The sequence below is a fragment of the Nonomuraea sp. NPDC049400 genome (assembly GCF_044466425.1).
GTDB lineage: Bacteria > Actinomycetota > Actinomycetes > Streptosporangiales > Streptosporangiaceae > Nonomuraea.
On sequence record NZ_JBITMP010000002.1, the window covers coordinates 21735 to 44875 of the forward strand.

At 70.1% G+C, this 23141-nt stretch carries 19 protein-coding genes; 10 read left to right on the forward strand and 9 right to left on the reverse strand.

Annotated features, from left to right (window positions below):
• Window positions 1–118: 118 nt before the first annotated feature.
• Genes ACIBVN_RS02140 through ACIBVN_RS02155 form a run of 4 tightly spaced genes read right to left on the reverse strand, consistent with a single transcriptional unit; the run spans window position 119 to window position 5322 of the window.
• The gene (locus ACIBVN_RS02140) at window positions 119–958 is read right to left on the reverse strand and encodes a PEMT/PEM2 family methyltransferase (protein WP_397131699.1); all 840 of its coding nucleotides are present in this window, start codon (window positions 956–958) and stop codon (window positions 119–121) included.
• Complete coding sequence (locus tag ACIBVN_RS02145) at window positions 951–3182, reverse strand: MMPL family transporter (protein WP_397131701.1); 2232 nt, start codon at window positions 3180–3182, stop codon at window positions 951–953. The genes ACIBVN_RS02140 and ACIBVN_RS02145 overlap by 8 nt, the downstream gene beginning before the upstream one ends.
• Entirely contained in the window at window positions 3064–4092 is a 1029-nt protein-coding gene (locus ACIBVN_RS02150) for a phosphatase PAP2 family protein (RefSeq protein ID WP_397131703.1), read from the reverse strand. The genes ACIBVN_RS02145 and ACIBVN_RS02150 overlap by 119 nt, the downstream gene beginning before the upstream one ends.
• On the reverse strand, window positions 4093–5322 hold the full coding sequence (locus tag ACIBVN_RS02155) for an aminotransferase class I/II-fold pyridoxal phosphate-dependent enzyme (RefSeq protein WP_397131705.1): 1230 nt from the start codon (window positions 5320–5322) through the stop codon (window positions 4093–4095).
• 275 nt (window positions 5323–5597) lie between these two features.
• On the opposite strand from ACIBVN_RS02155, the gene ACIBVN_RS02160 reads away from it, so the two are divergent.
• The 6 genes from ACIBVN_RS02160 to ACIBVN_RS02185 all read left to right on the forward strand — a co-directional run bounded on the left by ACIBVN_RS02160 (window position 5598) and on the right by ACIBVN_RS02185 (window position 11081).
• Window positions 5598–5864 carry an acyl carrier protein gene (locus ACIBVN_RS02160; protein WP_397131707.1) on the forward strand — a complete coding sequence of 89 codons (267 nt, stop codon included), beginning with the start codon at window positions 5598–5600 and terminating at the stop codon, window positions 5862–5864.
• Window positions 5864–7090 carry a beta-ketoacyl-[acyl-carrier-protein] synthase family protein gene (locus ACIBVN_RS02165; RefSeq protein WP_397131709.1) on the forward strand — a complete coding sequence of 409 codons (1227 nt, stop codon included), beginning with the start codon at window positions 5864–5866 and terminating at the stop codon, window positions 7088–7090. The genes ACIBVN_RS02160 and ACIBVN_RS02165 overlap by 1 nt, the downstream gene beginning before the upstream one ends.
• A 141-nt stretch (window positions 7091–7231) precedes the next feature.
• On the forward strand, window positions 7232–8266 hold the full coding sequence (locus ACIBVN_RS02170; protein WP_397131711.1) for a hypothetical protein: 1035 nt from the start codon (window positions 7232–7234) through the stop codon (window positions 8264–8266).
• Window positions 8263–9261: an NAD-dependent epimerase/dehydratase family protein gene (locus ACIBVN_RS02175; protein WP_397131713.1), complete on the forward strand. Its 999-nt coding sequence runs from the start codon at window positions 8263–8265 to the stop codon at window positions 9259–9261. Before ACIBVN_RS02170 ends, ACIBVN_RS02175 begins: the two co-directional genes overlap by 4 nt.
• Window positions 9262–9495: 234 nt before the next feature.
• Window positions 9496–9990 (forward strand): SigE family RNA polymerase sigma factor, encoded by a 495-nt coding sequence (locus ACIBVN_RS02180; protein ID WP_397131715.1) that lies wholly within the window; start codon window positions 9496–9498, stop codon window positions 9988–9990.
• On the forward strand, window positions 9987–11081 hold the full coding sequence (locus tag ACIBVN_RS02185; protein ID WP_397131717.1) for a hypothetical protein: 1095 nt from the start codon (window positions 9987–9989) through the stop codon (window positions 11079–11081). Before ACIBVN_RS02180 ends, ACIBVN_RS02185 begins: the two co-directional genes overlap by 4 nt.
• An 82-nt stretch (window positions 11082–11163) precedes the next feature.
• Here the strand turns inward: ACIBVN_RS02185 and ACIBVN_RS02190 are convergent, their stop codons facing one another.
• Window positions 11164–12405 (reverse strand): aspartyl protease family protein, encoded by a 1242-nt coding sequence (locus ACIBVN_RS02190; RefSeq protein ID WP_397131719.1) that lies wholly within the window; start codon window positions 12403–12405, stop codon window positions 11164–11166.
• A gap of 64 nt (window positions 12406–12469) precedes the next feature.
• Here ACIBVN_RS02190 and ACIBVN_RS02195 point away from each other — a divergent pair, with 64 nt between their 5' ends.
• Window positions 12470–13111 (forward strand): TetR/AcrR family transcriptional regulator, encoded by a 642-nt coding sequence (locus ACIBVN_RS02195; protein WP_397131721.1) that lies wholly within the window; start codon window positions 12470–12472, stop codon window positions 13109–13111.
• A gap of 54 nt (window positions 13112–13165) precedes the next feature.
• Here the strand turns inward: ACIBVN_RS02195 and ACIBVN_RS02200 are convergent, their stop codons facing one another.
• Both ACIBVN_RS02200 and ACIBVN_RS02205 read right to left on the reverse strand, forming a co-directional pair.
• The gene (locus ACIBVN_RS02200) at window positions 13166–14305 is read right to left on the reverse strand and encodes an acyl-CoA dehydrogenase family protein (protein ID WP_397131723.1); all 1140 of its coding nucleotides are present in this window, start codon (window positions 14303–14305) and stop codon (window positions 13166–13168) included.
• A gap of 9 nt (window positions 14306–14314) precedes the next feature.
• Window positions 14315–17680: an indolepyruvate ferredoxin oxidoreductase family protein gene (locus tag ACIBVN_RS02205; protein WP_397131725.1), complete on the reverse strand. Its 3366-nt coding sequence runs from the start codon at window positions 17678–17680 to the stop codon at window positions 14315–14317.
• A gap of 179 nt (window positions 17681–17859) precedes the next feature.
• Between ACIBVN_RS02205 and ACIBVN_RS02210 the strand changes: the two genes are divergently transcribed.
• Window positions 17860–18312: an Lrp/AsnC family transcriptional regulator gene (locus ACIBVN_RS02210; protein WP_397131727.1), complete on the forward strand. Its 453-nt coding sequence runs from the start codon at window positions 17860–17862 to the stop codon at window positions 18310–18312.
• A 2-nt stretch (window positions 18313–18314) separates the two neighbouring features.
• Here ACIBVN_RS02210 and ACIBVN_RS02215 read toward each other — a convergent pair whose 3' ends face one another.
• Complete coding sequence (locus ACIBVN_RS02215; RefSeq protein WP_397131729.1) at window positions 18315–19352, reverse strand: hypothetical protein; 1038 nt, start codon at window positions 19350–19352, stop codon at window positions 18315–18317.
• A gap of 197 nt (window positions 19353–19549) precedes the next feature.
• Here ACIBVN_RS02215 and ACIBVN_RS02220 point away from each other — a divergent pair, with 197 nt between their 5' ends.
• On the forward strand, window positions 19550–20257 hold the full coding sequence (locus ACIBVN_RS02220; protein WP_397131731.1) for a class I SAM-dependent methyltransferase: 708 nt from the start codon (window positions 19550–19552) through the stop codon (window positions 20255–20257).
• A gap of 53 nt (window positions 20258–20310) precedes the next feature.
• On the opposite strand, the gene ACIBVN_RS02225 is transcribed toward ACIBVN_RS02220, so the two are convergent.
• Window positions 20311–21606 (reverse strand): endo-1,4-beta-xylanase, encoded by a 1296-nt coding sequence (locus tag ACIBVN_RS02225; protein WP_397131733.1) that lies wholly within the window; start codon window positions 21604–21606, stop codon window positions 20311–20313.
• 281 nt (window positions 21607–21887) lie between these two features.
• Here ACIBVN_RS02225 and ACIBVN_RS02230 point away from each other — a divergent pair, with 281 nt between their 5' ends.
• Entirely contained in the window at window positions 21888–23138 is a 1251-nt protein-coding gene (locus tag ACIBVN_RS02230) for a C39 family peptidase (protein ID WP_397131735.1), read from the forward strand.
• Window positions 23139–23141 lie beyond the last annotated feature (3 nt).

A 23141-nucleotide genomic window follows, 5' to 3' on the forward strand; every position in this document is an offset into this window, starting at 1 on the left:
CCATGGTCGCCCAGACGTCGGCCCAGGCGTGGGCGCGCCCGTCGCAGCGAGGGTGGTGGCCCGCGTCAGGATTCGTGAGGGAAGAGCGGGGCGCCGCGTCCGGACTCTCGAAAGCACTTCAGGACAGGCGCAGGTAGGTGCGTTGGATGAAGGGGCGCTCGCACAGGTGGTAGAAGAGGTAGATGCCGGCCTGGAAAAGCGCCGCGAAGGCGAGCCCCTCCAGGGACCGTGACCACAGGGCCCATCCATAGGCGGGCAGGTTGCCGACGCTGTACATGGGGTTGCGTACGTGCCGGTAGGGGCCGGAGACGACCAGTTCGCTCGCGTCGTTGAGAGGGCGGCCGAGGAACATGTCGCGGCAGTAGTAGGTGTCCAGACCGGTCGTGCTCGCGGCCCACAGCTTGTAGAACGTTCCCGTGATCATGAGGGCTGCGCCCGCGGTGCAGGTGACCCAGGTCGGGATGGCGTCGGGGATGTTGCCGCCGTAGGCGTGGATGACGACGGCCTGGGCGAAACCCTGGTTCATGAAGAGCAGACCCAGGGCGACCTCGTAGAGGGCGTAGGCGCGGTCTTCGCCGAAGCGCTTGATGAGGGCGGTGCGGCCGTGTCCGCTCAGCGTCAGGCTCAGCCCTCCGTAATACAGCAGCCACACCACCGCCGCGTAGCCGGTGGCGATGGCCGGTGGCATCAGCAGCGGGGTCATGAGGTAGCACAGGGCGGTCATCGTGCCGAACAGCAGCAGGCGCACCGGCCGGTAGCGGGTGCCGCGCTCCAGGCGCAGGCCGGAGATGCCGAGGAGAATGGTGGGCAGGCGCCAGGCGAGAGCCCGCGGGGCGGCGAGATTGAACATGCGCGGTCTTTCGGTGATGTGACGGTCAAGGCGGAACGAGATCGGGGGTTCGGCCATGTCTTCGGGGCGGGCCACGGGGGAGTGCCGGGCACGGGTGTCGTCAGGCACGGTCGTCGGGCCTTGTGCGGTTGCGGGGCTGGTCAGGACGTCGCCGGCGGGGCGGCGGGCGTTCTGCGGCGGACCGCCATGTGCGGTGGACGGTGGGTGACCACCAGTTGGCGCGTCCGGCCAGGCGCATGACGGCGGGCACGAGCAGAGCACGGATCACGGTGGCGTCCAGCAGCACGGCCAGGGCCAGGCCGACGCCGATCATTTTGAGCGGGGTGAGGCTGGAGGTGGTCAGTGCGGCCATGACGATGGCGAAGATGACGGCGGCAGAGGTGAACAGGCGCCCGGTGTGCTGTAGGCCCCGGGCCACTGCGGTGACGGTGTCGCCGGTGCGCTGGTGTTCCTCGGTGATGCGGGCCAGCAGGAAGATCTCGTAGTCCATGGACAGGCCGAAGGCGACGCAGAGGATCATGCTGGGCATCAGGATGTCGATGCTTCCTGTGGTGGTGAAGTCACCGACCAACCAGCGCAGGTGGCCGTCCTGGAAGACGTAGACCAGAACGCCGAACGTGGCGGTCAGGCTGAGCGCGTTCATCAGCAGCGCCTTGGCCGCCAGCACGACGCTGCCGGTGAGCGCGGTGACCAGGACCAGGGTGGTAAACGCGACCAGGGCCAGCGCCAGGGGCAGGACGCGGCCGATGCTCTGGCGGGTGTCGGCCAGATTCCCGCCGGGCCCGCCGATCAGGACAGGTCCGGGAGCGCGGACCCGGCGCAGCCGATCGACCAGTTCGCTGTTCTCCAGGGAGTAGGGCTCATAGGCGGTGGTGACCACCAGATGGGAGACGGCCGCCCCATCAGGAATGGCGGGTGCCGCCCGAGACGAGGCTCGGATGGCCGAGCCCCGGGTGTAGGAGCCGGTGGCCGTGTCCACGCGCACGACCCCGCTCACCGCTGATGTCCGCTGGGCGTAGTCACTCAGGATCGGGACGTTGGCGCGATTGCCGGGCAGCTCGGGCAGCACGATGGTGGTCGGGGCGATGCCGCCACCTGTGGCGAAATCCCGGCGCAACTGCTGGCCGGCCTGGGCCGCGGGCGCCTGTGGTGGTAGCACCCGGTCGTCCAGGGTGGCGAAGCGGACGCCTGCGAAGGGAACGCCGAGCGTGATCAGCAGCAGGGTGACAGGCACCGCGACGCTGATCGGGCGGCGCATGACGGCGACGGCGGCGTTGAACCACCACCGGCCAGCCGGGCGGCCGGCTCGCCAGGGGCCGGGTATCGGCAGGCTGTTGACGCGTTCGCCGAGCAGCGCCAGGGCGGCCGGCAGCACGAGGAGGCTGGTGATGGCCGCAAGGACGGTGATGGCGATGCCGCCGTAGGCGATGGAGCGGAGGATGGTGAAGGGGAACAGCAGCAGCGCGGCCAGCGACAGGGTCACGGTGGCTGCGGAGTACGCCATGGCGCGTCCGGTGGTCCTCATGGTGACGGCGATGGCCGCGGACGGTTCCCGGCCGCGCGCGAGTTCTTCCCGGAAGCGGGTGATGACGAACAGGCTGAAGTCGACGGCGAGCGCGAACCCGAGCGCGGTGGCGATGCTCAGGGCGAACACCGCGATCTCGGTGACCTCGGTGAGCAGCCGCAGCACGGCCATCGCGCCGACGACGGAGAGGGCGCCGACGAGTACGGGCAGCAGCGCGGCGACGGCGCTGCCGAACACCAGCAGCAGAATGACGAGGGTCAGTGGGGCGGCGATGAGTTCGGCTGTGCGCAGGTCGCGCTCGCTGCGTTCCTGGGTCTCGGCTCTGATCGGGGCTTCACCGGTTGCCGTGACGGACAGGGGCCCCTGGCGGCCGACGAGGCCGGCGACGAGTCTGCGGGCTGCGGTGATCCGATGGGCGTGATCGCCGTTCAGCCGGGCCGTGATGAGGGCGCTGCGGCCGTCCCGGCTGCGCATCGCCGGTGAACGCGTCTCCCAGTACGAGGTGATCCGCGTCGCCGCATGGTCATTCGCCAACGTGGCGGCGAGCCGCATGCCCGCGGCGACGTTGCCGGGGTCGTCCACGGAACCGGCGGCGCGAGCGATCAGTACGAGGTGCGGACTGCCTTGGCCGAGCGTGTTCTGCAGCAGGTCGTCGGCCTGTGCCGAAGCGCTCCCGATCGGACCGGTGTTACCGAGGACGAGCCGGTCCTGAATGTCGTGGCCGACCAGCAGCGCCAGGACGAATGCGGCAGCGGTCAGCCAGAGCACGGACCATTTGGACCGCCTCGGCGCCGCGGCGTGTGACATGCGGGTACTCCTTCTCGACGCGGCGCGTGAGGAATGCGGCGACGACCGCGACGGCAAGGCCGGCACATACGTCACTGAGGTAGTGGTAGCGGCAGTAGACGACGGACGACGTCAGGCTGCAGACGAGGACCAGGCACAGGCGGAAGACGCGTTTGGACACCAGCCGGCGCATGGTGAGCAGCGCGGCCCAGGACATGGCGACGTGGGAGGATGGAAAGCACGTTCCCCGCGGATCCAGCTCCATGATGGAGGTCTGCATCCGGGTGACGAGATAGCCGGACAAATGGGGCGTGCCGAAATCGTCGGCGAGTGCGTGTACCGGCCCTCGCAGCGGCACGAGCAGGTAGCCGGGGTAGCACAGCACATGCGCCAGCACCTGGGCGAACATGAGCCTTGCCGCGTGACGGATCCGCCCTCGGGCCACCAGCCACAACGCCGGAACCGACACGAGCAGGTAGTAGGAGAAGTAACTGGCCATCATCACTTCGGTCAGCACCGGCGTGACGTACCGATCCAGCGCAAGGTTCGGCACCCCGCCCAACGCCCACGTCTCCCATGCGATGACGTCCGCATCGACGTAACGGCCGCGCAGGGCCGTGGCGTATCGCTCGGCGGAGGTGTACAGGTAGGGCTGCAACGCCAGCGGGCAGAAGATCCACAGGCCGGCCGTCCATCGGTGCCGCGGAAACCGATCGGCCAGCACCGCGCAGGTCAGCATGAGCATGGCACAGCCACCGAAGCCCGCCAGCAGTGCCGCAGCCGTGTCCACCTGCTCGGCGAAGAGGGCCACGAAGGCACCGGCAACGGCGAGATAGCCGAGGAACAGCCAGGTCAACGGCGCCTTCCGGCAGGCCTGCCACGAGGCCGACGCCGCGGGGTCGGGCAGCACGGGCAGGGGCGCGTTGACCATCTACGCCGTGAGAACGGACGGCGGCGCGGTGCCGTCCTGCCCGGCGGGGATGAGGCCGAGACGGCGACCGGCGGCAGCACACGCGTCCACGATGCGGGCCAGGTGGGCGTCAGTGTGCGCGGCGGTGACGCTGAGGCGGATGAGCGCCTTTCCCCTGGGGACACCTGGCGGAACCATGGCGTTGGTGTAGACGCCTTCGTTCAGCAGCTCCTTCCACAGGCGCGCACACAGCAAGGTGTCTCCCACCTGTATCGCTATGGCCGGAGTGATGCCCGGGGCGGTGGCGAAGCCGAGTGCCGCCAGATCGGCGCGCAGCCTTTCGGCGGCGGCCATGACGCGCAGGCGGCGTTCGGGCTCGGTGCGGATGATGTGGAGCGCGGCTCGCGCAGCGGCGACGCAGCCTGACGGCAGGGACGCGGAGAACACCGCAGGCCGCGCGTGATGACGCAGGTAGTCGATGACGCGCCGGGAACCCGCGACAGCGCCGCCCAGGGTGCCGAAACATTTCGAGAACGTCAGCGTCTGCACATCCACCGCCGCCAGTTGGCCGAAGTGTTCAGCGGCACCCCTGCCCCCGGCACCGAGCAGGCCGACATCGTGGGCACCGTCCAGGATGAGACGGGCACCGTGGGCGCGAGCCAGCCGTACGATCCCGGGCAGGTCGCACAGATCGCCGTCGGTGGAGAACATGCCCTCGCTGAGAATGAGCCGCCCTTTGTCGGGGCCGGCCGTCTCCAGCAGCCGCTCCAAGTGGCCGATGTCGTTGTGCTGGTAGCGCGCCACGCTTGCCTGTCCCAGCTGGGCGGCGTCGACGAGCGAGGCATGGATGTACCGGTCCACGTACACCACGTCGTTGTGGGCGAACAGCGCGCCTAGGGCGAGATTCGCCTGGTAGCCGGTGGAGACCACCAGGGCCGCTTCCATCTCGAGGAAATCGGCGAGCTCGGCCTCCAGCTCCTCGTGCAGCGCCAGCGAGCCGTTGAGCAGGCGTGAGCCGGAGTTGCCGACTCCGTGCCGGCCGAGCGCGTCAACGGCGGCGGACTTGAGACGCGGATCGTTCGACAGAGCCAGATAGTCGTTGGACCCGGCCATCAGCACGGCACGGCCGCCGATCACGACCTCCCCGTTCTCCAGCCGCTCGGTGATGGGACGGTAGTAGGGGTAGGTCCCCGACTCGACGATGGACTGTTGGTCGGGGCGGGGACGGCATTTACTGAAGGCATCCAGCACAGGCTCTGCTCTCTTCTCATTGCGGCACGTCGGCGTCCACAGACGAACGCCACCCAGCGACGATCACCAAGGGTGATCGCTTGCGGTGCGGGGGCAAGTTTGGAGCAACGAACGCCGAGGAAGGACGTGCCTTGACCAAACCTTTACCCATTGATCGTCACGGAGAGTCACTGGCTCGTCATACTTGGTGCTCCGCAGGAGATCGCACAACGCCCTTCAAGGGGCCTGTGATGCCTGTGTCCACGCCGATCTCAGCATGGAAAGGACGCCTCCGCGTGAGCGACGAGGAGATCTTCGAGGAACTGCGCTCCCTCTGCGTCAGCCTTCTGGACGCCGACCCCGCGGCCCTGAGCCCGGCCACGGATCTGCGCCGCGACCTGGAGGCCGACAGCCTCGATCTGGCCGAGTTGGTGACGGCCGCCGAGGTGCGGTTCGGACACCCCTTCGACTTCGATCTCGCCTTGCGCATGCAGACGCTGGCCGACGCGGTGACACTCGTCCGGGCCACCGTCGACCGCGGCCGTTCGGCGCAGCCCGGCTGATGGCCTCCAACACTCGCGTCGCTGTCACCGGTCTCGGGGTACGCACGCCCGCCGGCCACCATGCCAAGGACCTGTGGGAAACCCTGGCCGCGGGTCGCTCCACCGCGCGCATCATCACATCCTTCGCCGCCGACGGCCTGCCGGTGAATTTCGCCTGCCAAGTGGGCGACCCCAAGTGGGAGGAGCATGTGACGGTCAGGCAAGCGCACCGCATGGACCGCACGACCCTGCTGGCCGTGTGTGCTGCCGCTGATGCCGTCACCGATGCAGGCGAGCTCCACGCACCACCCGAACGCCGCGCGGTGATGACCGGAACCGGGCAAGCCGGCAACGAGACGTACGAGCAGGCGATGCTGGGACACGGCGAGTTTGGGAATCCCACACCGCTGACCGTGCCGAAGAGCATGCACAACGCGGCCGCGGCATGGATCAGCATGCGACATCAGGTCTTGGGACCCAGTCTCACGGTCTCCAGCGCGTGCGCGTCCGGCGGCCACGCGATCGGCGAGGGCCTGCGCCTGATCCGGGACGGTTCGGCCGACGTGGTCGTGGCTGGCGGCGCGGAGGCATGTGTATCACCCTCGGTGTTGTTGGCCTTTCACCGATGCGGCGCCTTGTCCAGGCGCGTCACGGATCCCGAACGGGCCTCGCGTCCCTTCGACATCGACCGCGACGGATTCGTCATGGCCGAAGGAGCTGCCTTCGTGGTGCTCGAGCGGCTCGAGGCCGCCCGGCGGCGCGGCGCCCGCGTCTACGCCGAACTGGCCGGTTACGGCCGTACCTCCGACGCCTACCACCTGACCATGCCGGTACCCGACGGCGGCGGGGCGGAACGATGCATGCGCCAGGCGCTGACCGACGCGCGGCTTTCACCAGGCCACGTGGTACATGTCAACGCCCACGGCACCGGCACGCCTCTCAACGACCTCGCCGAGGCGCAGGCGATCTCACGGGTGTTCGGACCCGGGCAGGTTCCGGTCACCTCGACCAAGAGCGTCATCGGACACGCCCTCGGCGCGGCCGGAGCAATCGAGGCCGTCGTCAGCGCGCTCACCGTGTTCCACGGTGCGGCGCATCCCACCGCCAACCTCGACACGCTCGATCCGGGCTGCGACATCGACGTCGTACGTGCCCCTCGGGCGCTCGCGCCGGGTGCGGTCCTGTCCAACTCCTTCGCCTTCGGCGGCCACAACGCCAGCCTCGTCTTCACCCCATCCGGCACATGAGCCTTTACGCGAAGAACGGTGCCTCCAATGCGGTCCCACCCTCATGCTCCCGCACAGGCGACCCAGCCCGTGCGCTCACGCCGGGAGTTGACGCAGTTCGTCGAACTGCCCTACCACCTCCATCGCGACGACCCGCACTTCGTGCCGCCGCTGCGCAGCGAGTGCCGCCGCCTGCTCGACCGCGGGCGCAATCCCTTCTTCGCCTACGGCGAGGCCGAACTGTTCATGGCCCGCAGCGACGACGGGCGCGTGGTGGGCCGGATCGCCGCCGTGGACAACCCTCGCCACAATGACTTCCACCGTGCCCGCGACGGCTTCTTCGGCCAGTTCGAGTGCGTCGACGACCCGGCCGTGGCCCAAGACCTGTTCGAGGCGGCCGCCGCCTGGCTGCGCCGGCGCGGCCTGAACACCATGATGGGCCCGGTCAACTTCACCACCAACGACGAATGCGGCCTGCTGGTGGATGGCTTCGACGCGCCGCCTTGCGTGCTCATGCCCTACAACCCGCCTCACTACCCGGCCCTGCTGGAGGCCGGCGGGCTGACCAAGGCGAAGGATCTGCTGGCCTTCGAACGCGATGGCCGCCCCTACGACGACCGGATCGTCCGGATCGCCGACAGCGTCCAGTGGCGTCACCGGCTCCGGGTCCGCTCCCTCGACCTGCGCGACTTCAACGCCGAGACGGCCCGTATCAAACACATCTACGACCACGCATGGCAGGAGAACTGGGGCTTCACCCCGATGACCGACAAGGAGTTCACCGCGCTGGCCCGCCGGCTCCGAAAGATCGCTGATCCTTCGCTCGTGCATCTGGCCGAGGTGGGCGACGAGCCCGTCGGCGTCATCCTCGCCCTGCCGGATCTCAACCAGGCTCTGCCGGTCGCGCACGGTCGGCTGACCCGCTTCGGACTGCCGATCGGAGCGGCTCGGCTGGCCCGTGCCGCACGCCGGATCGACCGCGCCCGTTGTGTACTGCTCGGCGTCGTCGCGGAGTTCCGCGGCCGGGGAATCGAAGCGGTGTTGATGCGCCGCCTGCATGAAGCAGGCGTCACCAGAAGCTACCGCGGGATCGAACTCAGCTGGTGTCTGGAAGACAACCACGCCATCCTCCGCACCATCACAGCCGTCGGCGCCACCCACACCAAGACCTACCGGATCTACCAGCGTTCCCTATGACCCGCTACCTCCTCACCGGCGCGACCGGTTTCGTCGGCCACCGGCTGACCCGGATGATCCTTGCCCGCGGGCATTCCGTCACCGCGCTGGCCCGCCCCTCGGCGCGCGCCCAAGCCCTACGCAAGATCGGCGTCAAGGTGATCGACGGTGATCTGAGCACCGGAGCCGGTCTTGGCGAAGCCGTCGCCGACGCCGACCGGGTGATCCATCTCGCCGCCCTGGTCAAGGCACGTACCGCTGCCGACTACTGGACGGTGAATCGCCACGGCACCGCCCGGCTGGCGCGTGAGCTGGCCGCTCTGGCACGCCCGCCCCGCCTGGTGGTCTGCTCATCCCTGGCCGCCGCAGGCCCTTCGGGCGAATCACCGGACGGGCACCCCGGTGGGCCGGTCTCCCACTACGGCGCCAGCAAGCTGGCCGGTGAACAAGCAGTGCGCGAGTACGCCGACCGGCTTCAGGCCGTCGTCGTGCGACCGGGCATTGTCTACGGCCCCGGCGAGCCCGCGCTGCTGCCTGTTCTGGTGCCCATGATCAGACGCGGGCTGGTGCTCAAGGCGGGACTCGGACCGCGCCGCTACTGTCTGCTCTACGTCGATGACCTGTGCACCGCTCTGCTGGCCGCCACCGAACGAGGCACTCCGTTGTCCAGCGACAACCCCGACGCAGGCGTCTACCCGATCTGCGACGGGCTCACCTACGACTGGCCGGACATCTGCTCCGTCCTGGCCCAGGTGATGGGCTGCCGTTCTCCCGCCATCCTGCCGATGCCCATGAGCGTGGTCCACACAGCTGCCCGGCTGGCCCAGCTCATCGGCCGGGTTCGCGGCCAGATGCCGGCACTCAACTCCGACAAGGCCCGGGAGATGGGCTGCGCTCATTGGGTGTGCCCGTCCGAGGGCATCCGCGTGGCTACCCGCGAACTCGGCTACGCTCCGCTCACCCCGCTGCACCGCGGGCTGACCGCAGCGGTCAGTGGAGGCCTGGAAGACACCTGAACGCGGCTGACCTCCAGCCTCGCCCTGCGCCCCAAGCGCAAGACAGCCTTCATCGCCACGTCCGTCGCGACCAGCTTCGCGATGCTGGCCTGCTGGCTGTACGGTAGGCCGGCGTTCCGGCGGCGGGCGTCTGCCGCTCCTTCACGTACGCCACCGCCCGGCCTGACCTCCCCTTGGATACGGATTGCGCCGGGCATTCCAACCCAGAGCCATTCTGCGGAGTTATTTCGATACATGGACCGTTACGAGGGGTTCCATGAGTTCGTGCGTGCCCGGCAGCAGTCGCTGATGCGGACGGCGTACCTGCTCACGGGGAACCCCCATCTCGCCGAGGACCTGTTGCAGACGGTCCTCACCCGCGTCGCCTCTCACTGGGCGAAGTTCGCCAAGAGCGGCAACCCTGAGGCGTACGCGCGCAAGGCCCTGGTGAACCAGGCGCTCTCGTGGCGCAGGCGGAAGAAGATCGAGCTGCCCGAGGCCGAACTGTCGGAGCTGGCCGAGCCCGGGCAGCCACACGACGAGGCGACCGTGCGCCGTCTCGCTCTTCGCCACGCGCTGGCGCAGCTCACGCCGAAGCAGCGGGCGGTGATCGTGCTGCGTTTCTACGAGGACCGCTCAGAGCACGAGACCGCGCAGCTCATGGGTGTCTCGATCGGCACCGTCAAGAGCCAGACCCACTACGCGCTGTCCAAGCTGCGCGCGCTCACTCCCGAGGAGGTGTACCGATGAACACACTGCGTGATGATCTGCATGCGCTGGCCGATGAGGCGCCCGTCGTCGATCTCGCGGCCCAGGCGGTACGGGGTGCGCGCAGAAGGCGCGCGACCCGGCTGGCCGTGGTCGCCGCCGCCGTGACCTGCCTGATCGCGGCTGGTGGGGCTGTGCTGCTGCAGCAGATACGGCCCGCGCCCCCGATCGTGCTCACCCCGCCGGAGACGAAGGCGCTCCCGCTGCCGGCGAAGGGTGTCGGACCGGTGGAGCAGGCGTACCGGCCGGAGTGCCGGAGCGCGGCCAAGGATGCGTGCCGTGTCTGGCGGATCGCGACGCGTGAGGGCGACACGTACGAGCTGGGCAGGGATGTGACGGGGCCGCTGGAGGTCACGGCAGACGGCCGCAGGATCGCGTACTACAGCTCGCAGCGCCGCACGATCGTGGTGCGCGACCTGGAGAGCGGCAAGACCTGGAAATCGCCGCTGAAGCAGCCCGCGGAGGACTTCGCGGTCGAGTACGCGCTCCGCCTGTCGCCCAACGGTCTGCGGTTCATCGTGTCGGGATGGGGCGGCCGGCGCCAGCCGAACAAGCTGGTGGACGTGGAGCGCGGGACGGTGACCGACCTCAAGCGGGGATGGTGGCCGGTGAGCGTGTCGGACGGCTCCGGATCCGTCGTCCTGGCAAAGCCGTACGAGAACACCAGCCAGGTGTGGGTGCTCGGCCACGACCCGATCACCATCCAGGACTTCACGTACTACTACAGCGCTGTCGCGCCCGACGGCCGGACGCTCGCTCGGCTGGGACAGACCTTCGACCCGGATCGAGAGCCGATGGTGCAGGAGGACGGCACAATCGTCACCTTCGATGCCATACAGGCCGGCCGGGAGACCCGTACCCCCATATCCGGACTCCCGGAAGGGCTCCATCTTTCGCGGCTCGGGAGCTGGCTGAACGCCACGGAGGTGAGCGTGCTGGCCACCCCCGAGCGGCACGGCCCGGACGGGCCCCCGTCGCTCGTTTATGCGGTGGATGTGCGGACGGGCAAGAGCAGGGAGCTGTTCGCCTTGCGCAAGGGCGGGCGGAACGTGGTGCCGGGGCTGGTGCGCTGAGCGGGCCGGCTGGAGCGCCGGGCCGCCGAGCGGGATGAGGACGCGGTCAGAGGCCGTTCCAGGTGGGCGGCTGACGACATCGTCAGGCGGTCGGATCGAGGAGGATCCGCATGCGCGCGAAGTCGAACGTGAGCGCGTACGGCTTGAAGAACTCGTGCGTGGGCAGCCCGCCGATGCGGAAGCCGAAGCCGCTCTCGAACCACTCGGGGAACGCGCCGACGAGGCCGGGGATCTGGCGACGGACAGCGGTTCCCAGCGTCACCCTCCCGACGCTCACGGGATGGAGTCCGTCGCCCGGGGGGATCTCGATCCCGGCGGCGGCGAAGGTGGAGCGGGGGGCGGTGAAACCGATGTCGCCGCCCCCGGTGTCGACGAAGAACACCATGCGGTCCAGGTCGTTCACGGCGCCGTGGGACAGCAGGTAGTGGTCGCCCAGGAACCACAGGGGCGCGCTGTGCCTCGCCCGCACGTGCGCGCTCTTGTCCCTGCGCAGGACGAGCGCCTGACCTGGGTAGTCGATGGTGGACAGGAAGCGCGCCAGGACGCTCGTGCCGATCGCACCCTGGGTGACCCTGCCGTCAGGCGCGGTGATCCGGATCGCGTCCGGGATCGTGTGGACCGGCACATTGCCGACACTCAGGTCGCCGAGGGCCAGGCGGTCCACGCGTCCCTGGTACGCCTTGTGCTCGCCGTAGACGGTGCGGCCGGTGGTGTAGCCGTACATGGGGATGCGGAGCGCGTCGGCGTAGTCCTGGTTGAGCGCGAACAGGGCGCCGGTGTCGAGGAAGAACAGCGCGGGTGGAGCGCCGTTCAGCGACGCCTCGATCAGCGGGAGCGGATCGGTTGCCGCGAACGGCACCCGCACCGTCGCGGGACCGGAGATCTCGTACGGCGTGCGCCCGGCGAAGCTCCTCAACTGCCCGGCCGTCGCCGTGGGGCCGTCCTCTTTCACCGAGGGAAGCAGCGCGGCCAGCTCCGCGAACTCGTCCCCACGCCACAGCGCGTCGGCGAGGTTGCTCAGCGCGCGCGAGTGCCCAGGGTCAAGCCGCAGCACCCGCCTCAGCAGGCGTTTGGCCGCGGGCAGCCGGTTGGCCAGCAGCGCGACGTAGGCGTGCTGAGCCAGCGCGTGCACGTGATCGGGATCGCTGGTGAGGACCCGCCGGTAGAGGGCGTCCGCGGCGGCGAAGTCGCCTGATGCGAACAGTTCGTCGGCCTTTTCCAGGGCCTTTCGTGCCGGCACGGCGGCTGCGGCGGCCGGGCCGCTCCAGAGCGCGCTCCCTCCCGCTACAGCGGTGGCCTTTAAGAACGTACGGCGAGTACTCATCGCCACACTCCTTCAAATACTGGTCGGTATCTGGATACCGATCAGTATTCATATACCCTTGGGGATGTCAACCTCGAGGATCGGAGCACGTGCGGTGGGAGAACGGCTCACCCGGCAGGAGCAGCGGGAGCGTAATCGCCTCAACCTGCTGGAGGCCGCGGAGAAGGTGTTCGCGGAGCGCGGCATCCAGGGCGGCTCCATCGACGACGTCGCCGCCGAAGCCGGCCTCACCAAGGGCGCCGTCTACTCGAACTTCGCCGGAAAGGAAGACCTGTTGCTCGCGGTCATGCGCCATCGCCTTGGCCAGGAGGCGCGGGCCCAGTCGGAGCGCCTGCTCCACTCAGGCCGGGAGCCGGACGAGCTGGTGGCGGAATACGGTCAGTACTGGGTGGAGGTGGTGCGCAGCGAGGCGCAGGAGAAATTCGCCCAGATGACCGTGGAGCTCATGATCCACGCCACCCGGCATCCGGCGGTGCGCGAACAACTCGTCGCCGTGCTGTTCCCGCCCGGCGGCAGCTCGGACCGCCATCCTCTGGCGCCTCCGGGCAGCGCGCTGGCCGAGCTGCCGTACGAACAGGCCGACGCGATCCTGAAGTCGCTGGACATCGGCATGCGCCTGCTCACCCTCCTGGCTCCCGAGCACTGCCCTCCGGAGCTGTTCCCCACGGCCCTGCAGCTGCTCAGCGGCCCCAAGGCGGCCGACTGACGGAGCTCGGGCTGGTTTCAGGTTCGCAATGCTGAGGTTTGCGCAGATCAGAGGTCACTGGGCGAGGTGGCGGCTGATGACCAGGCGCTGGATCTGGTTGGTGCCCTCGAAGATCTGCATGATCTTGGCCTCGCGCATGTAACGCTCGACCCGGAACTCGCGCGTGTACCCGTACCCGCCGAACACCTGCACCGCGTCCGTCGTGACCTTCATCGCCACGTCCGTCGCGACCAGCTTCGCGATGCTGGCCTGCTTGCTGTACGGCAGGCCGGCGTCCCGGCGGCGGGCCGCGTCCAGATATGTGGCGCGGGCGCTGGCCACCCCGGCTGCCATGTCCGCCAGCAGGAACCCGAGCCCCTGGTGGTCGATGATGCGCTTGCCGAAGGTCTGCCGCTCCTTCGCGTACGCCACCGCCTCGTCGAGCGCGGCCTGGGCGAGACCGGTGGCGCAGGCGGCGATGCCGAGCCGTCCGGAGTCGAGGGCGCTGAAGGCGATCTGGAGCCCCTGCCCCTCCTCGCCGATGAGCCGGTCCTCCTCCAGGATGGCGCCGTCCCAGTGCGCGCTGGTGGTCGGGACGGCGTGCAGTCCCATCTTCTCCTCCGGCCGCCCGAACGTCAGCCCGTCGGCCGACCCCGGCGCGAGGAAGCAGGAGATGCCCCGCGAACCCTCGCCCGTACGGACGAACAGCGCGTAGAAGTCGGCGATGCCGCCATGGGTGATCCACGCCTTGTTGCCGGTGATCCGGTAGCCGGTCTCGACCCGCTCCGCTTTGCAGGTCAGGGCGCCGGCGTCGGACCCGGCCTGCGGCTCGGACAGGCTGTAGCCGCCGATCAGGCGTCCGGCCAGCATGTCGGGCAGCCACCGCTCCCGCTGGGACGGGGTGCCGTAGGCGGCGACGGGGAAGCAGGCGAGGGTGTGCACGCTGGTGGCGACCGCGACGGCCGCCCACCGCATGGCCAGCTCCTCGATCACCTGCAGGTACACCTCGTACGGCTGCCCGCCGCCGCCGAACTCCTCCGGGTACGCCAGCCCGAGCAGCCCCGCCGCGCCCAGCGTGGCGAACAGCCCTTCCGGGTAGGTCTCGGCGCGCTCGTGCTCGTCGACCCGGCGCGCGAGCTCCTTGTCGGCGATCTCGCGGGTCAGCTCGATGAGGTCCTTGGCGTCCTGGTCGGGCAGCAGCCGCTGGACGGTCACGTTCACTCCTCAGGCAGGGTGCGGGGCGGGCTCGTCGAGTCGCGCGAGCGCGGCCCCGGCACGCTCACGGAACTCAGCTACCCTGGCGAGCTTGATGTCCTCGTACCCTCGGATCAGCTCGGGCAGACCCGCGATCTCCGCGACGGCCTCGGCGGTCGAGGGGGTCAGCCGGGTCAGCGCGGTGCGCATCAGGTCGCGGTATTCGGGGACCAGCTCGCGCTCGACGCGCCGCACATGGGCGTGGCCGAAGACGTCGAACGCCGTGCCGCGCAGCACCTTGGCGGCCCGCAGCCCGCGGAACACGATTCCGGCGGAACGGCGTACCTTGATCTTGCGCTTGAGGCCCATGGCCCGCAGCAGGGGCGGGTGCAGCAGCACCGACACGACCGCGTCGGCGCCGAACTCGCGCTCCCTGCGCTCCTTCTCCGCCGGGTCGAGGTGCAGGCGGGCGACCTCGTACTCGTCCTTGTAGGCCATGAGCCTGTGCAGGGCGCGGGCGTAGGCGAGCCCGATCGCCGTGCCCGCCTCCTCGCCGGCGCGCTCGACCGCCTCGGCCGCCACCCGGCGCACGTCCTCCTCGTACGTACGGGCGTAGGCCGCGTTCTGGTAGCCGGTCAGGTCCGCGACCCGCGTGGCCACCACCTCGTCCAGCCCCTCGGCGACGACCGGCTCCGCCACCGAGGCGGAGAGGCCGGCCGAGTCGGAGAGGCCGGCCGCGGCGGCGCGGCCCCAGCGGAAGGCGGCGAGGTTCTTCTCGACGGCGGCCCCGTTGAGGGTGATGGCCCGCTCGATGGACGCGGCGGAGACCGGCAGGCAGCCGTACTGGTAGGCGGCGCCGAGGAGCAGCAGGTTCGCCGGCATGTGGTCGCCGAACAGCGACTCCGACAGCCCCTGGGCGTCCAGGCACTCGACGCGCTTGGCGGCGGAGGCGACGCGCGTGACCGCGTCGGCGTGACCGGGCACGGCCATCCGGCCGGTCACCATGGCGGCGGTCGGGACGACGGCGGTGTTGAGTACGGCGACGGTGCGTTCGGGCGCGGCGACGGCCAGGTTCGCCTCGGAGGCCGCTCCCAGCAGGTCGAACCCGATGACCACGTCGGCGCTCCCCGGCGAGGCACGCAAGGAGCCGTCCACGGGGCGCGCCGAGATCCGCACGTCGCTGAAGACCGGGCCGCCCTTCTGCGCCAGCCCGGTCTGCTCGAGCCCGGCCGCGTGGAGCCCGTCGAGGTGGGCCGCCATCTGCAGGATCTGCGAGACGGTGACGACGCCGGTGCCGCCGATGCCGGGCATCCTGATCAGGGCCTCGCTCGGCCTGCTCCCGGGCTCGGGCACTTCGGGGGCCGGCGGCGTCTCCCTCCGCGGCTTGGTGCCCGGCTCCACCAGCAGGAACGACGGGCAGTCGCCCTTGAGACAGCTCAGGTCGGTGTTGCACGAGGCCTGGTGGATGCGGGTCTTGCGGCCGTACTCGGTCTCGACCGGCTGCACGGACAGGCACGTCGACACCTCACCGCAGTCGCCGCAGCCCTCGCAGACCCGCTCGTTGATCACGACCTTCTGCGTGGGCACGGGCAGCTTGCCGCGCTTGCGCAGCCGCCGCTCCTCGGCCGCGCAGCGGTCGTCGTGGATCAGCACGGTCACGCCGTCGAGCTCGGCCAGCTCCCGCTCCACCTGGGGCAGGTCGTCGCGGTGCCGCACCGACGCGATCCCCGCCAGCCGTACGTCCCGGTACGTCTCGGGCTCCGGCGTGGTGACCACGATGCGCCGCACGCCCTCGAGGGCCAGCTCGTGCGTCAGCGCGGGCACGTCGAGCCTGCCTTCGGCGCGCTGCCCGCCGGTCATGGCCACGGCGTCGTTGTAGAGGAGCTTGTACGTCATCCGCACCCCGGCGGCGACGGCCGCCCTGATCGCCAGGGAGCCGGAGTGGTGGAAGGTGCCGTCGCCGAGGTTCTGCACGAAGTGCCGGTCACTGGTGAACGGCGCCAGCCCGATCCACTGGGCGCCCTCGCCGCCCATCTGGGTGATGCCCACCTGGGTGCCGCGCCCGTGGCCGTCCAGAGCGATCATGGCGTGGCAGCCGATGCCGACGCCGACCAGCGTGCCCTCGGCGGTGCGGGTGGAGGTGTTGTGGGGGCAGCCGGAGCAGAAGTAGGGGGTGCGCGCGGCCACCAGGGGCAGCATGACGCGGTTCCGCTTACGGGGGCGCGGGGCCGGCTCCTTGCCCAGGCAGGTGGCGATGGCCTTGGCCACGTCGTCGGCGCCCAGGGTGCTGCGGGCGGTGAGCAGCTCCCGGCCCACGACGGCCGGTGCGCGCTCGCCCCCGTACAGGGCCTGCTTGAGGTGCCCCTCCAGGAACGGCACCTTGTCCTCGACCACCAGCACCTTGTCCAGGTCGGACGTCATGGCGGCCAGGTCGTCGTACGCGAGCGGGAACGGCATCGCGAGCCTGATCAGCCGTACCCCGTGCTCGTCCAGCGCTGCGTCGTCGAGGCCGAGGTCCGCCAGCGCCCGCAGCACCACCGCGTACGTGGTGCCGGAGGCGAGGATGCCCAGCTTGGTGTTGCCTTCTCCGGACATCACCCGGTTGAGGCGGTGCGCGCGGGCGTACTCGCGGGCCAGGTCGAGGCGGCGCGTGAGCATGTCGTGCTCGGCGTCCAGCGCGGCCGCGCCGAGCAGGATGGGAGCGGGGCCGCGCTCGCGCTTGTCGGGCACCGGGATGCCGGCGCTCAGCTGCCCGAGGTCGACGGTGGAGGACGCGTCGGCGATGTCCGCGACGATCTTCAGCCCGGCCCAGAGCCCGGTGGCGCGCGACAGGGCCACCGCGTGCAGCCCGAACTCGATGATCTCCGCCACCGAGCCGGGCGCGAGCAGCGGCATGGACAGGCTCTGGCACATGGGCTCGCACGAGCTGGGCAGCGTGGACGACTTGCAGCCGGGGTCGTCGCCGATCCAGGCCACCGCGCCGCCGAGGGGCGCCGTGCCGGCCACGTTCGCGTGCCTGATGGCGTCGGCGGCCCGGTCGAGGCCGGGGTTCTTGCCGTACCAGAAGGCGGTCACGCCGTCGTGCCGCCGGCCCGGCACCTGGCCGAGCAGCTGGGTGCCGGCCACCGACGTGGCGGCCAGCTCCTCGTTCAGTCCTGCCTGGAACACCACGCCCGCCGGCTCCAGATACCGCGCCGCCCGCCCCATCTCCAGGTCCACGCCGCCCAGCGGCGAGCCCTGGTAGCCGGAGACGAACACCCGCGTGTCCAGCCCGCGCTCCTGGTCCAGGCGGCGCTGCTCCAGTGTCAAACGGATCAGGGCCTGGATGCCGGAGATGAGCACCCGGCCGTCGGCCGCCGTGTACTTGTCGTCGAGCGACACGGAAGTCTCGCTCACGCTCACGCGAACCTCCTGGCTTCGTACCTCGCACGGGGATTGCCCGCGTATTCCCAGCACAGCAACGCGGGCATGACATGCGCAAGTATTAGATGAGAAAGTGTGCCTAAGACGCAAACTATGTGGGGACTACGGCCTTGGTGGCTGATGTTCTTTGCGCCGGATGAAGGAGTTCTCGCATGGCTGATGTGGATGAGATCGATCATCGGGTCCTGAGGCTGCTGCGCGAGGACGGGCGCCGGACGTTCTCGGAGATGGCGCAGCTGGTAGGGCTGTCGGTGGCGGCGGTGAAGCGGCGGGTCGACCGGCTCAGGGATCTGGGGGTGATCACCGGGTTCACCGTGCAGATCGACTACTCCAAGCTGGGGTGGGGCATTGAGGCGTTCACGGAGCTACGCTATCCGGGCACGACTCCGGTGAGCGAGATCATCCGCACCGCCGCCGACGTGCCCGAGGTGCAGACGGTGTTCACCATCGCGGGCGATCCCGATGCCCTGATCCATGTGCGGGTACGAGATCTCGGGCATCTGCAGCAGGTCATCGACCGGTTGCGCCGCGCCGGCGACGTGACCGGGACCAAGACGCTGCTGATACTCGGCTCGTGGACCAGGGACGCGCTGGCTCCCCGCTGACCTCAGGACGCCTTGCCGGGCCGGCTGGGCTGGCCTGGCCGGGCGGGGCGGTCGGTGCGGGAGAAGTGCCACACGAGCAGGCCGATGGCGGCGAGCATGGGGATGCCCAGGCCGACCAGCCACACCGACACGCCGGTCAGCGGGAGGACGGCGCCGTCGTCGGTCCTCGTCGTCTCCGCTTCCCCTGACTCGGGCCGGGGATGGCGCCGGCCGGGAGCCACCTCGGCGGCGGGCTGTTCGTACGGGCCGCGCCCCTCGCCGGGACGGGCCCGGTGCGGCCCCTCGCTGGGCCCGCCCTTGATCACGCCACCGCCGTGAACGATGTGGAGCGCGCCTTCGCCGGGGCGGGGTGGGCTCTCGGCCGGCGGACGCCCGTTTCCGGGCCCGGTGGCGTCGGCCGACGGCGCCGCCTTCGAGGTGGCCGTCGCCGTGGGGCGGGAGGCGGGAGGCGTGGCCGCGTCGGGCGCGGGAGGCGCGGCCGGGCCGGGGCTGGGCGGCTGGGCGGTCACGGGGCCGGCGGACGCGCAGGGGCGGCCGTTTCCGCCCGCGTCGACGGCGCACTCGCCCGAGCCGCCGGTGTCAGGAGCGGCCTTGGCCCGCGCCCGTGCCGGGTTGATCATCCGGGTTGAGCGGCCGTCCGTCCCGGTGGCCGAGACCTCGACGTTGTTGGTGACGCGCGTGCCGTCGGGGACTGCCGGGTCGAGCATGACCGGGATCTCGTAGGTCACGCTCGAGCCCGGCGGGATCGCCAGCCCCGCACCGCCGCAGACGACGGTGGCGCCTCGGTTGACGAGGGCGCAGTCGTCGGACAGGAGACCGGGGGTCGTGTTCGGATCGAGGTTGTTGACGATCGTCACGTTCTCGGCGTCGCCGCGTCCGGTGTTCTCGACGGTCACCATGTAGACGGACTCCGCGCCGATGAGCATCGGGTGCGGGGTGACGGTCCCGGTGACCCGCAGCTGCGCGCCGACCGGAGCCGGAACGGTGCCCCCGCCCAACGCGGCGAGCGCGATGACCCCGACGAGCCCTCGCATGATCATCTCGTCCCCTCCGCCGCAACTTTTGCCGCACCTGTCTGACCGGGGACGATCCTGCTCTCACCCATCGAACCCATGGGGACGCCCCAACCGGAACCATGCGCCGCCATGACGAAGCCTTTACCTCTGACGCGGGTGCGCGTTTCCGCGCTCGACGAACACCGGCCACCGCCGGATCCCGGGCGCGTACTGTCGGGATCATGTCAGGTGTTGCCCGCTACGACGAGATCGCCGACTTCTACGCGGACGGCTGGACCGACGTCATCGACGACCCCGCCTCGGTCCGCCTGCTCGACCTGCTGGAACCGGTCGTGGACCTGCGGGTGCTGGACATCGCCTGCGGCCACGGCCGCATCAGCCGCGAGCTCGCCCGCCGCGGCGCCACCGTCGTCGGCGCCGACCTCTCCGAGGCGCTGATCGCCAAGGCGAGGGCCGCCGAACATGACACCCCGCTGGGCATCAGCTACCTCCACGCCGACGTGTCCCGGCCCCTCGAGGCCGGCCTTGCCCCGTTCGACGCGGTGGTCTGCAGCTTCGGCCTCTCCGACATCGACGACCTCGAAGGCGCGATCGCGGCCACCGCCGGCGCCCTCCGGCAGGGAGGCGTCTTCGCCTGCTCGATCCTGCACCCGTGCTTCCCCGGCGGCGGGGGCGTCTCCGGCTCCTGGCCAGGGGACGGGCGTTACCACACGGAGGGCTGGTGGCGCGCCGACGGCGAGCTCTCCTCGCTGCGCCGCCAGGTCGGCGCCAACCATCGCACCCTCTCGACGTACCTCGGCACGTTCCGCCGCCACGGCCTGTGGCTGGACGCACTGGACGAGCCCGAGCCGGCGCCCGCCTGGGCGGCCACGCGGCCGGATGCCGCGAAGTTCCCCGTGTTCCTCGTCATGAAATGCGTCAAGCGGTGATGGTGTGTGGTGTGGCGGCACCCGGAGCACGCCACACCACACACGTACGGGGGTCAGCCCACCCGGCAGGAGACCGAGGGCCAGTTGTGGTTGCCGTTGTGCTGGATCGTGAAGCCGAAGGTGTTCCCGTTGCCGTTGGGCCTCATGGTCATGACATTCCCGCTCGAGTCCCAGGTCGGCGTGCCGTTCCAGGTGTTGATGACCTTCTGCGGACTCTGCAGGGTCACCGTGACGATCCAGGTGTTCGTGCCGGACACCGCCACGGACAGGTTGAAGCGGTCGCTCCACTGCGAGCCCTGCGAGACGGTGGCCGTGCAGCCGCCGCCGCCCGGAGGGGGCGTGCTGGAGCCGGAGCCGCCGAGGGCGGACAGGACGGCGTCGTAGGCGGGCTTCTTGTTGTAGTTGCCGTCGAACAGCAGCGGGGTGCCGCTGCTGCGCCAGGAGTACTTGTCGGTGACGCCCCAGACCGTGATGCCGGTGCAGCGTGAGACGGCCAGGCAGGCGTTGACCACGCTGCGGTAGCTGTTGGCCTGGGCGGTGCCGGAGCCCTCGATGTCCAGCTCGGTGATCTGCACGTCCACGCCGAGGTTGGCGAACTGCTGGATGTTCTGCTGGTAGTTGCCGGGCACCGGGGACTGGCTGTTGAAGTGGGACTGCAGGCCGACGCAGTCGATCGGCACGCCGCGCTGCTTGAAGTCCGCGACCATGTTGTACACGGCGCGGGTCTTGGCGGCGTTGGCGTCGTCGATGTTGTAGTCGTTGTAGCAGAGCTTGGCGGCGGGGTCGGCGGCGCGGGCGGTCCTGAACGCCTCCTCGATGTAGCTGTTGCCGATGCGCTGCTGGAAGACGGAGTTGCGGCGGGCGCCGCTCGAGCCGTCCTGGAAGGCCTCGTTGACCACGTCCCAAGAGTGGATCTTGCCCTTGTAGTGGGCCATGACGCCGTTGATGTGGCTGTTCATGGCGTTGCGCACGTCGGTGGCCGTGGACAGGCCGCTGACCCAGCCGGGCAGCTGGGAGTGCCAGACGAGCGTGTGGCCGCGGATCTTCATGCCGCGGCTCTGGGCGTGGCTGACGATCCGGTCGGCGGGGCCGAAGTTGAACGAACCGCGCGAGGGCTCGGTCGCGTCCCACTTCATCTCGTTCTCGGGGGTGACCGAGTTGAACTCGCGGTTGAGCACGGTGGCGTACGCGGACTCGCCGAGGTGGTTGGCGGCCACGGCGGCGCCGAAGTAACGGCCCTTCTCCGCGGCGGCGGCGCCGAGCGTGCTGGCGGCGCCCGCCGCGGTGGCCATGCACATCACCAAGGTCACGCCGAGTGCCCCTGCGACGAGCGCGGGCTTGAGACTCATGTCTTCGTTCCTCCGGAACGCTGGGGCGGACAAAGCGGTACGGAGAGCTCACCTTGGAAGGTCAGTCTGAGGAGATCCCCGAAATGTGTCAACACACGTCAGAAATATTTCGGACACCTCGTTGACAAGGACCTGCTACGAGGTGCGAAGACTCATTCCGAAACATTTCAGAATCCATGAAAATAACGCATGGCGGGCCGATACGTAGATTTCCGGATGCTTTAGCTGCCGGTTGTGCCTAATGTCAGCCGCGACAAAGTGCCTTCCGAGAAGGTGGGTTCATGCGTGCGCTGACCGTGTTCCTGTCCAGCCTCCTGCTGGCCACGGCTGTCTCCGTCCCCGCCGGTGCGCAGACGAGGCCGGCCGTCGTCACACCTGACGTCGTCTTCCAGCGGGCCGACTTCGCCGCCGGCACGTCCGAGGGGACGACGTCCGGCGACGGCCTGGCGTTCGGCCAAGCCGCCGGCACCGTCCCCTACACCGACGCGCTCGGCACCAAGACCTGGGAGTACGCCCGCTGGACCGGTCCCGAGCGGGCCGTCGGCTTCCCGGCCACCGAGCTGATCGCGTCCTGGACCGCCGACGTGCCCCCGGGCAGCTGGATGCAGGTCGAGACCCGGGCCAGGAACGCCGAAGGGCTGACCAAGTGGTACTCGCTCGGCCGCTGGGCGTACGCGGAAGGCGACATCCGCCGCACCTCGGTGCCGGGACAGGGCGACGCCGACGCCAACGTCGCGGTGGACACGCTGGTCGCGGCGGCGGGCAAGCCCGTCAGCGCCTACCAGTTGCGCCTGACCCTCTACCGCGCGCCCGGCTCCTCGGTGACGCCGCGCGTGCGCACGTCCGGCGTCATGGCCTCCAACGTGCCGGAACGCAAGACCGTGCCGGTCAGCCCCGGCGGCGGCGCCTGGGGGACGGAACTGGCCGTGCCGCGCCGCTCCCAGAACGTCCACCAGGGCCACTACCCCGAGTGGGACGGCGGCGGCGAGGCGTGGTGCAGCCCGACCTCGACCACCATGATCCTCGGCTACTGGGGCAAGTGGCCGAGCTCCGCGGACACCTCCTGGGTCGATCCCGCCGACCCGAACCCCGAGGTCGACTACGCCGCCCGGTACACCTACGACCACGCGTACCAGGGGGCGGGCAACTGGCCGTTCAACACCGCTTATGCGGGGCGGTACGGTCTGGACGGGTTCGTCACGCGGCTGCGGTCGCTGACGGAGCTGGAGCTGCTGATCAAGGCGGGGATCCCGGTCATCACGTCGCAGTCGTTCAAGAAGGGCGAGCTGCCGGGCGCCGGATACGGCACCAACGGGCACCTCATGGCGATCGTCGGCTTCACCGCCTCGGGTGACGTGATCGCCAACGACCCGGCGTCGTCGAGCAACGACGCCGTGCGGCGCGTGTATCCGCGGGCCGACTTCGAGAACGTCTGGCTGCGCAGCTCGAGCAGCGGCGGCGTCACGTACGTCATCCACCCGCCCGGTCACGCGCTCCCCGCCACGACGCCTGGACTGCCCGCCAACTGGTAGCCC

Excerpts from the sequence above, each read along its gene's own strand:
- ACIBVN_RS02145 (WP_397131701.1), bottom strand. The coding sequence starts at position 3,182 with ATGTCACACGCCGCGGCGCCGAGGCGGTCCAAATGGTCCGTGCTCTGG.
- ACIBVN_RS02150 (WP_397131703.1), bottom strand. The coding sequence starts at position 4,092 with ATGGTCAACGCGCCCCTGCCCGTGCTGCCCGACCCCGCGGCGTCGGCC.
- ACIBVN_RS02165 (WP_397131709.1), top strand. The coding sequence starts at position 5,864 with ATGGCCTCCAACACTCGCGTCGCTGTCACCGGTCTCGGGGTACGCACG.
- ACIBVN_RS02175 (WP_397131713.1), top strand. The coding sequence starts at position 8,263 with ATGACCCGCTACCTCCTCACCGGCGCGACCGGTTTCGTCGGCCACCGG.
- ACIBVN_RS02180 (WP_397131715.1), top strand. The coding sequence starts at position 9,496 with ATGGACCGTTACGAGGGGTTCCATGAGTTCGTGCGTGCCCGGCAGCAG.
- ACIBVN_RS02185 (WP_397131717.1), top strand. The coding sequence starts at position 9,987 with ATGAACACACTGCGTGATGATCTGCATGCGCTGGCCGATGAGGCGCCC.
- ACIBVN_RS02190 (WP_397131719.1), bottom strand. The coding sequence starts at position 12,405 with ATGAGTACTCGCCGTACGTTCTTAAAGGCCACCGCTGTAGCGGGAGGG.
- ACIBVN_RS02195 (WP_397131721.1), top strand. The coding sequence starts at position 12,470 with ATGTCAACCTCGAGGATCGGAGCACGTGCGGTGGGAGAACGGCTCACC.
- ACIBVN_RS02210 (WP_397131727.1), top strand. The coding sequence starts at position 17,860 with ATGGCTGATGTGGATGAGATCGATCATCGGGTCCTGAGGCTGCTGCGC.
- ACIBVN_RS02215 (WP_397131729.1), bottom strand. The coding sequence starts at position 19,352 with ATGATCATGCGAGGGCTCGTCGGGGTCATCGCGCTCGCCGCGTTGGGC.
- ACIBVN_RS02220 (WP_397131731.1), top strand. The coding sequence starts at position 19,550 with ATGTCAGGTGTTGCCCGCTACGACGAGATCGCCGACTTCTACGCGGAC.
- ACIBVN_RS02225 (WP_397131733.1), bottom strand. The coding sequence starts at position 21,606 with ATGAGTCTCAAGCCCGCGCTCGTCGCAGGGGCACTCGGCGTGACCTTG.
- ACIBVN_RS02230 (WP_397131735.1), top strand. The coding sequence starts at position 21,888 with ATGCGTGCGCTGACCGTGTTCCTGTCCAGCCTCCTGCTGGCCACGGCT.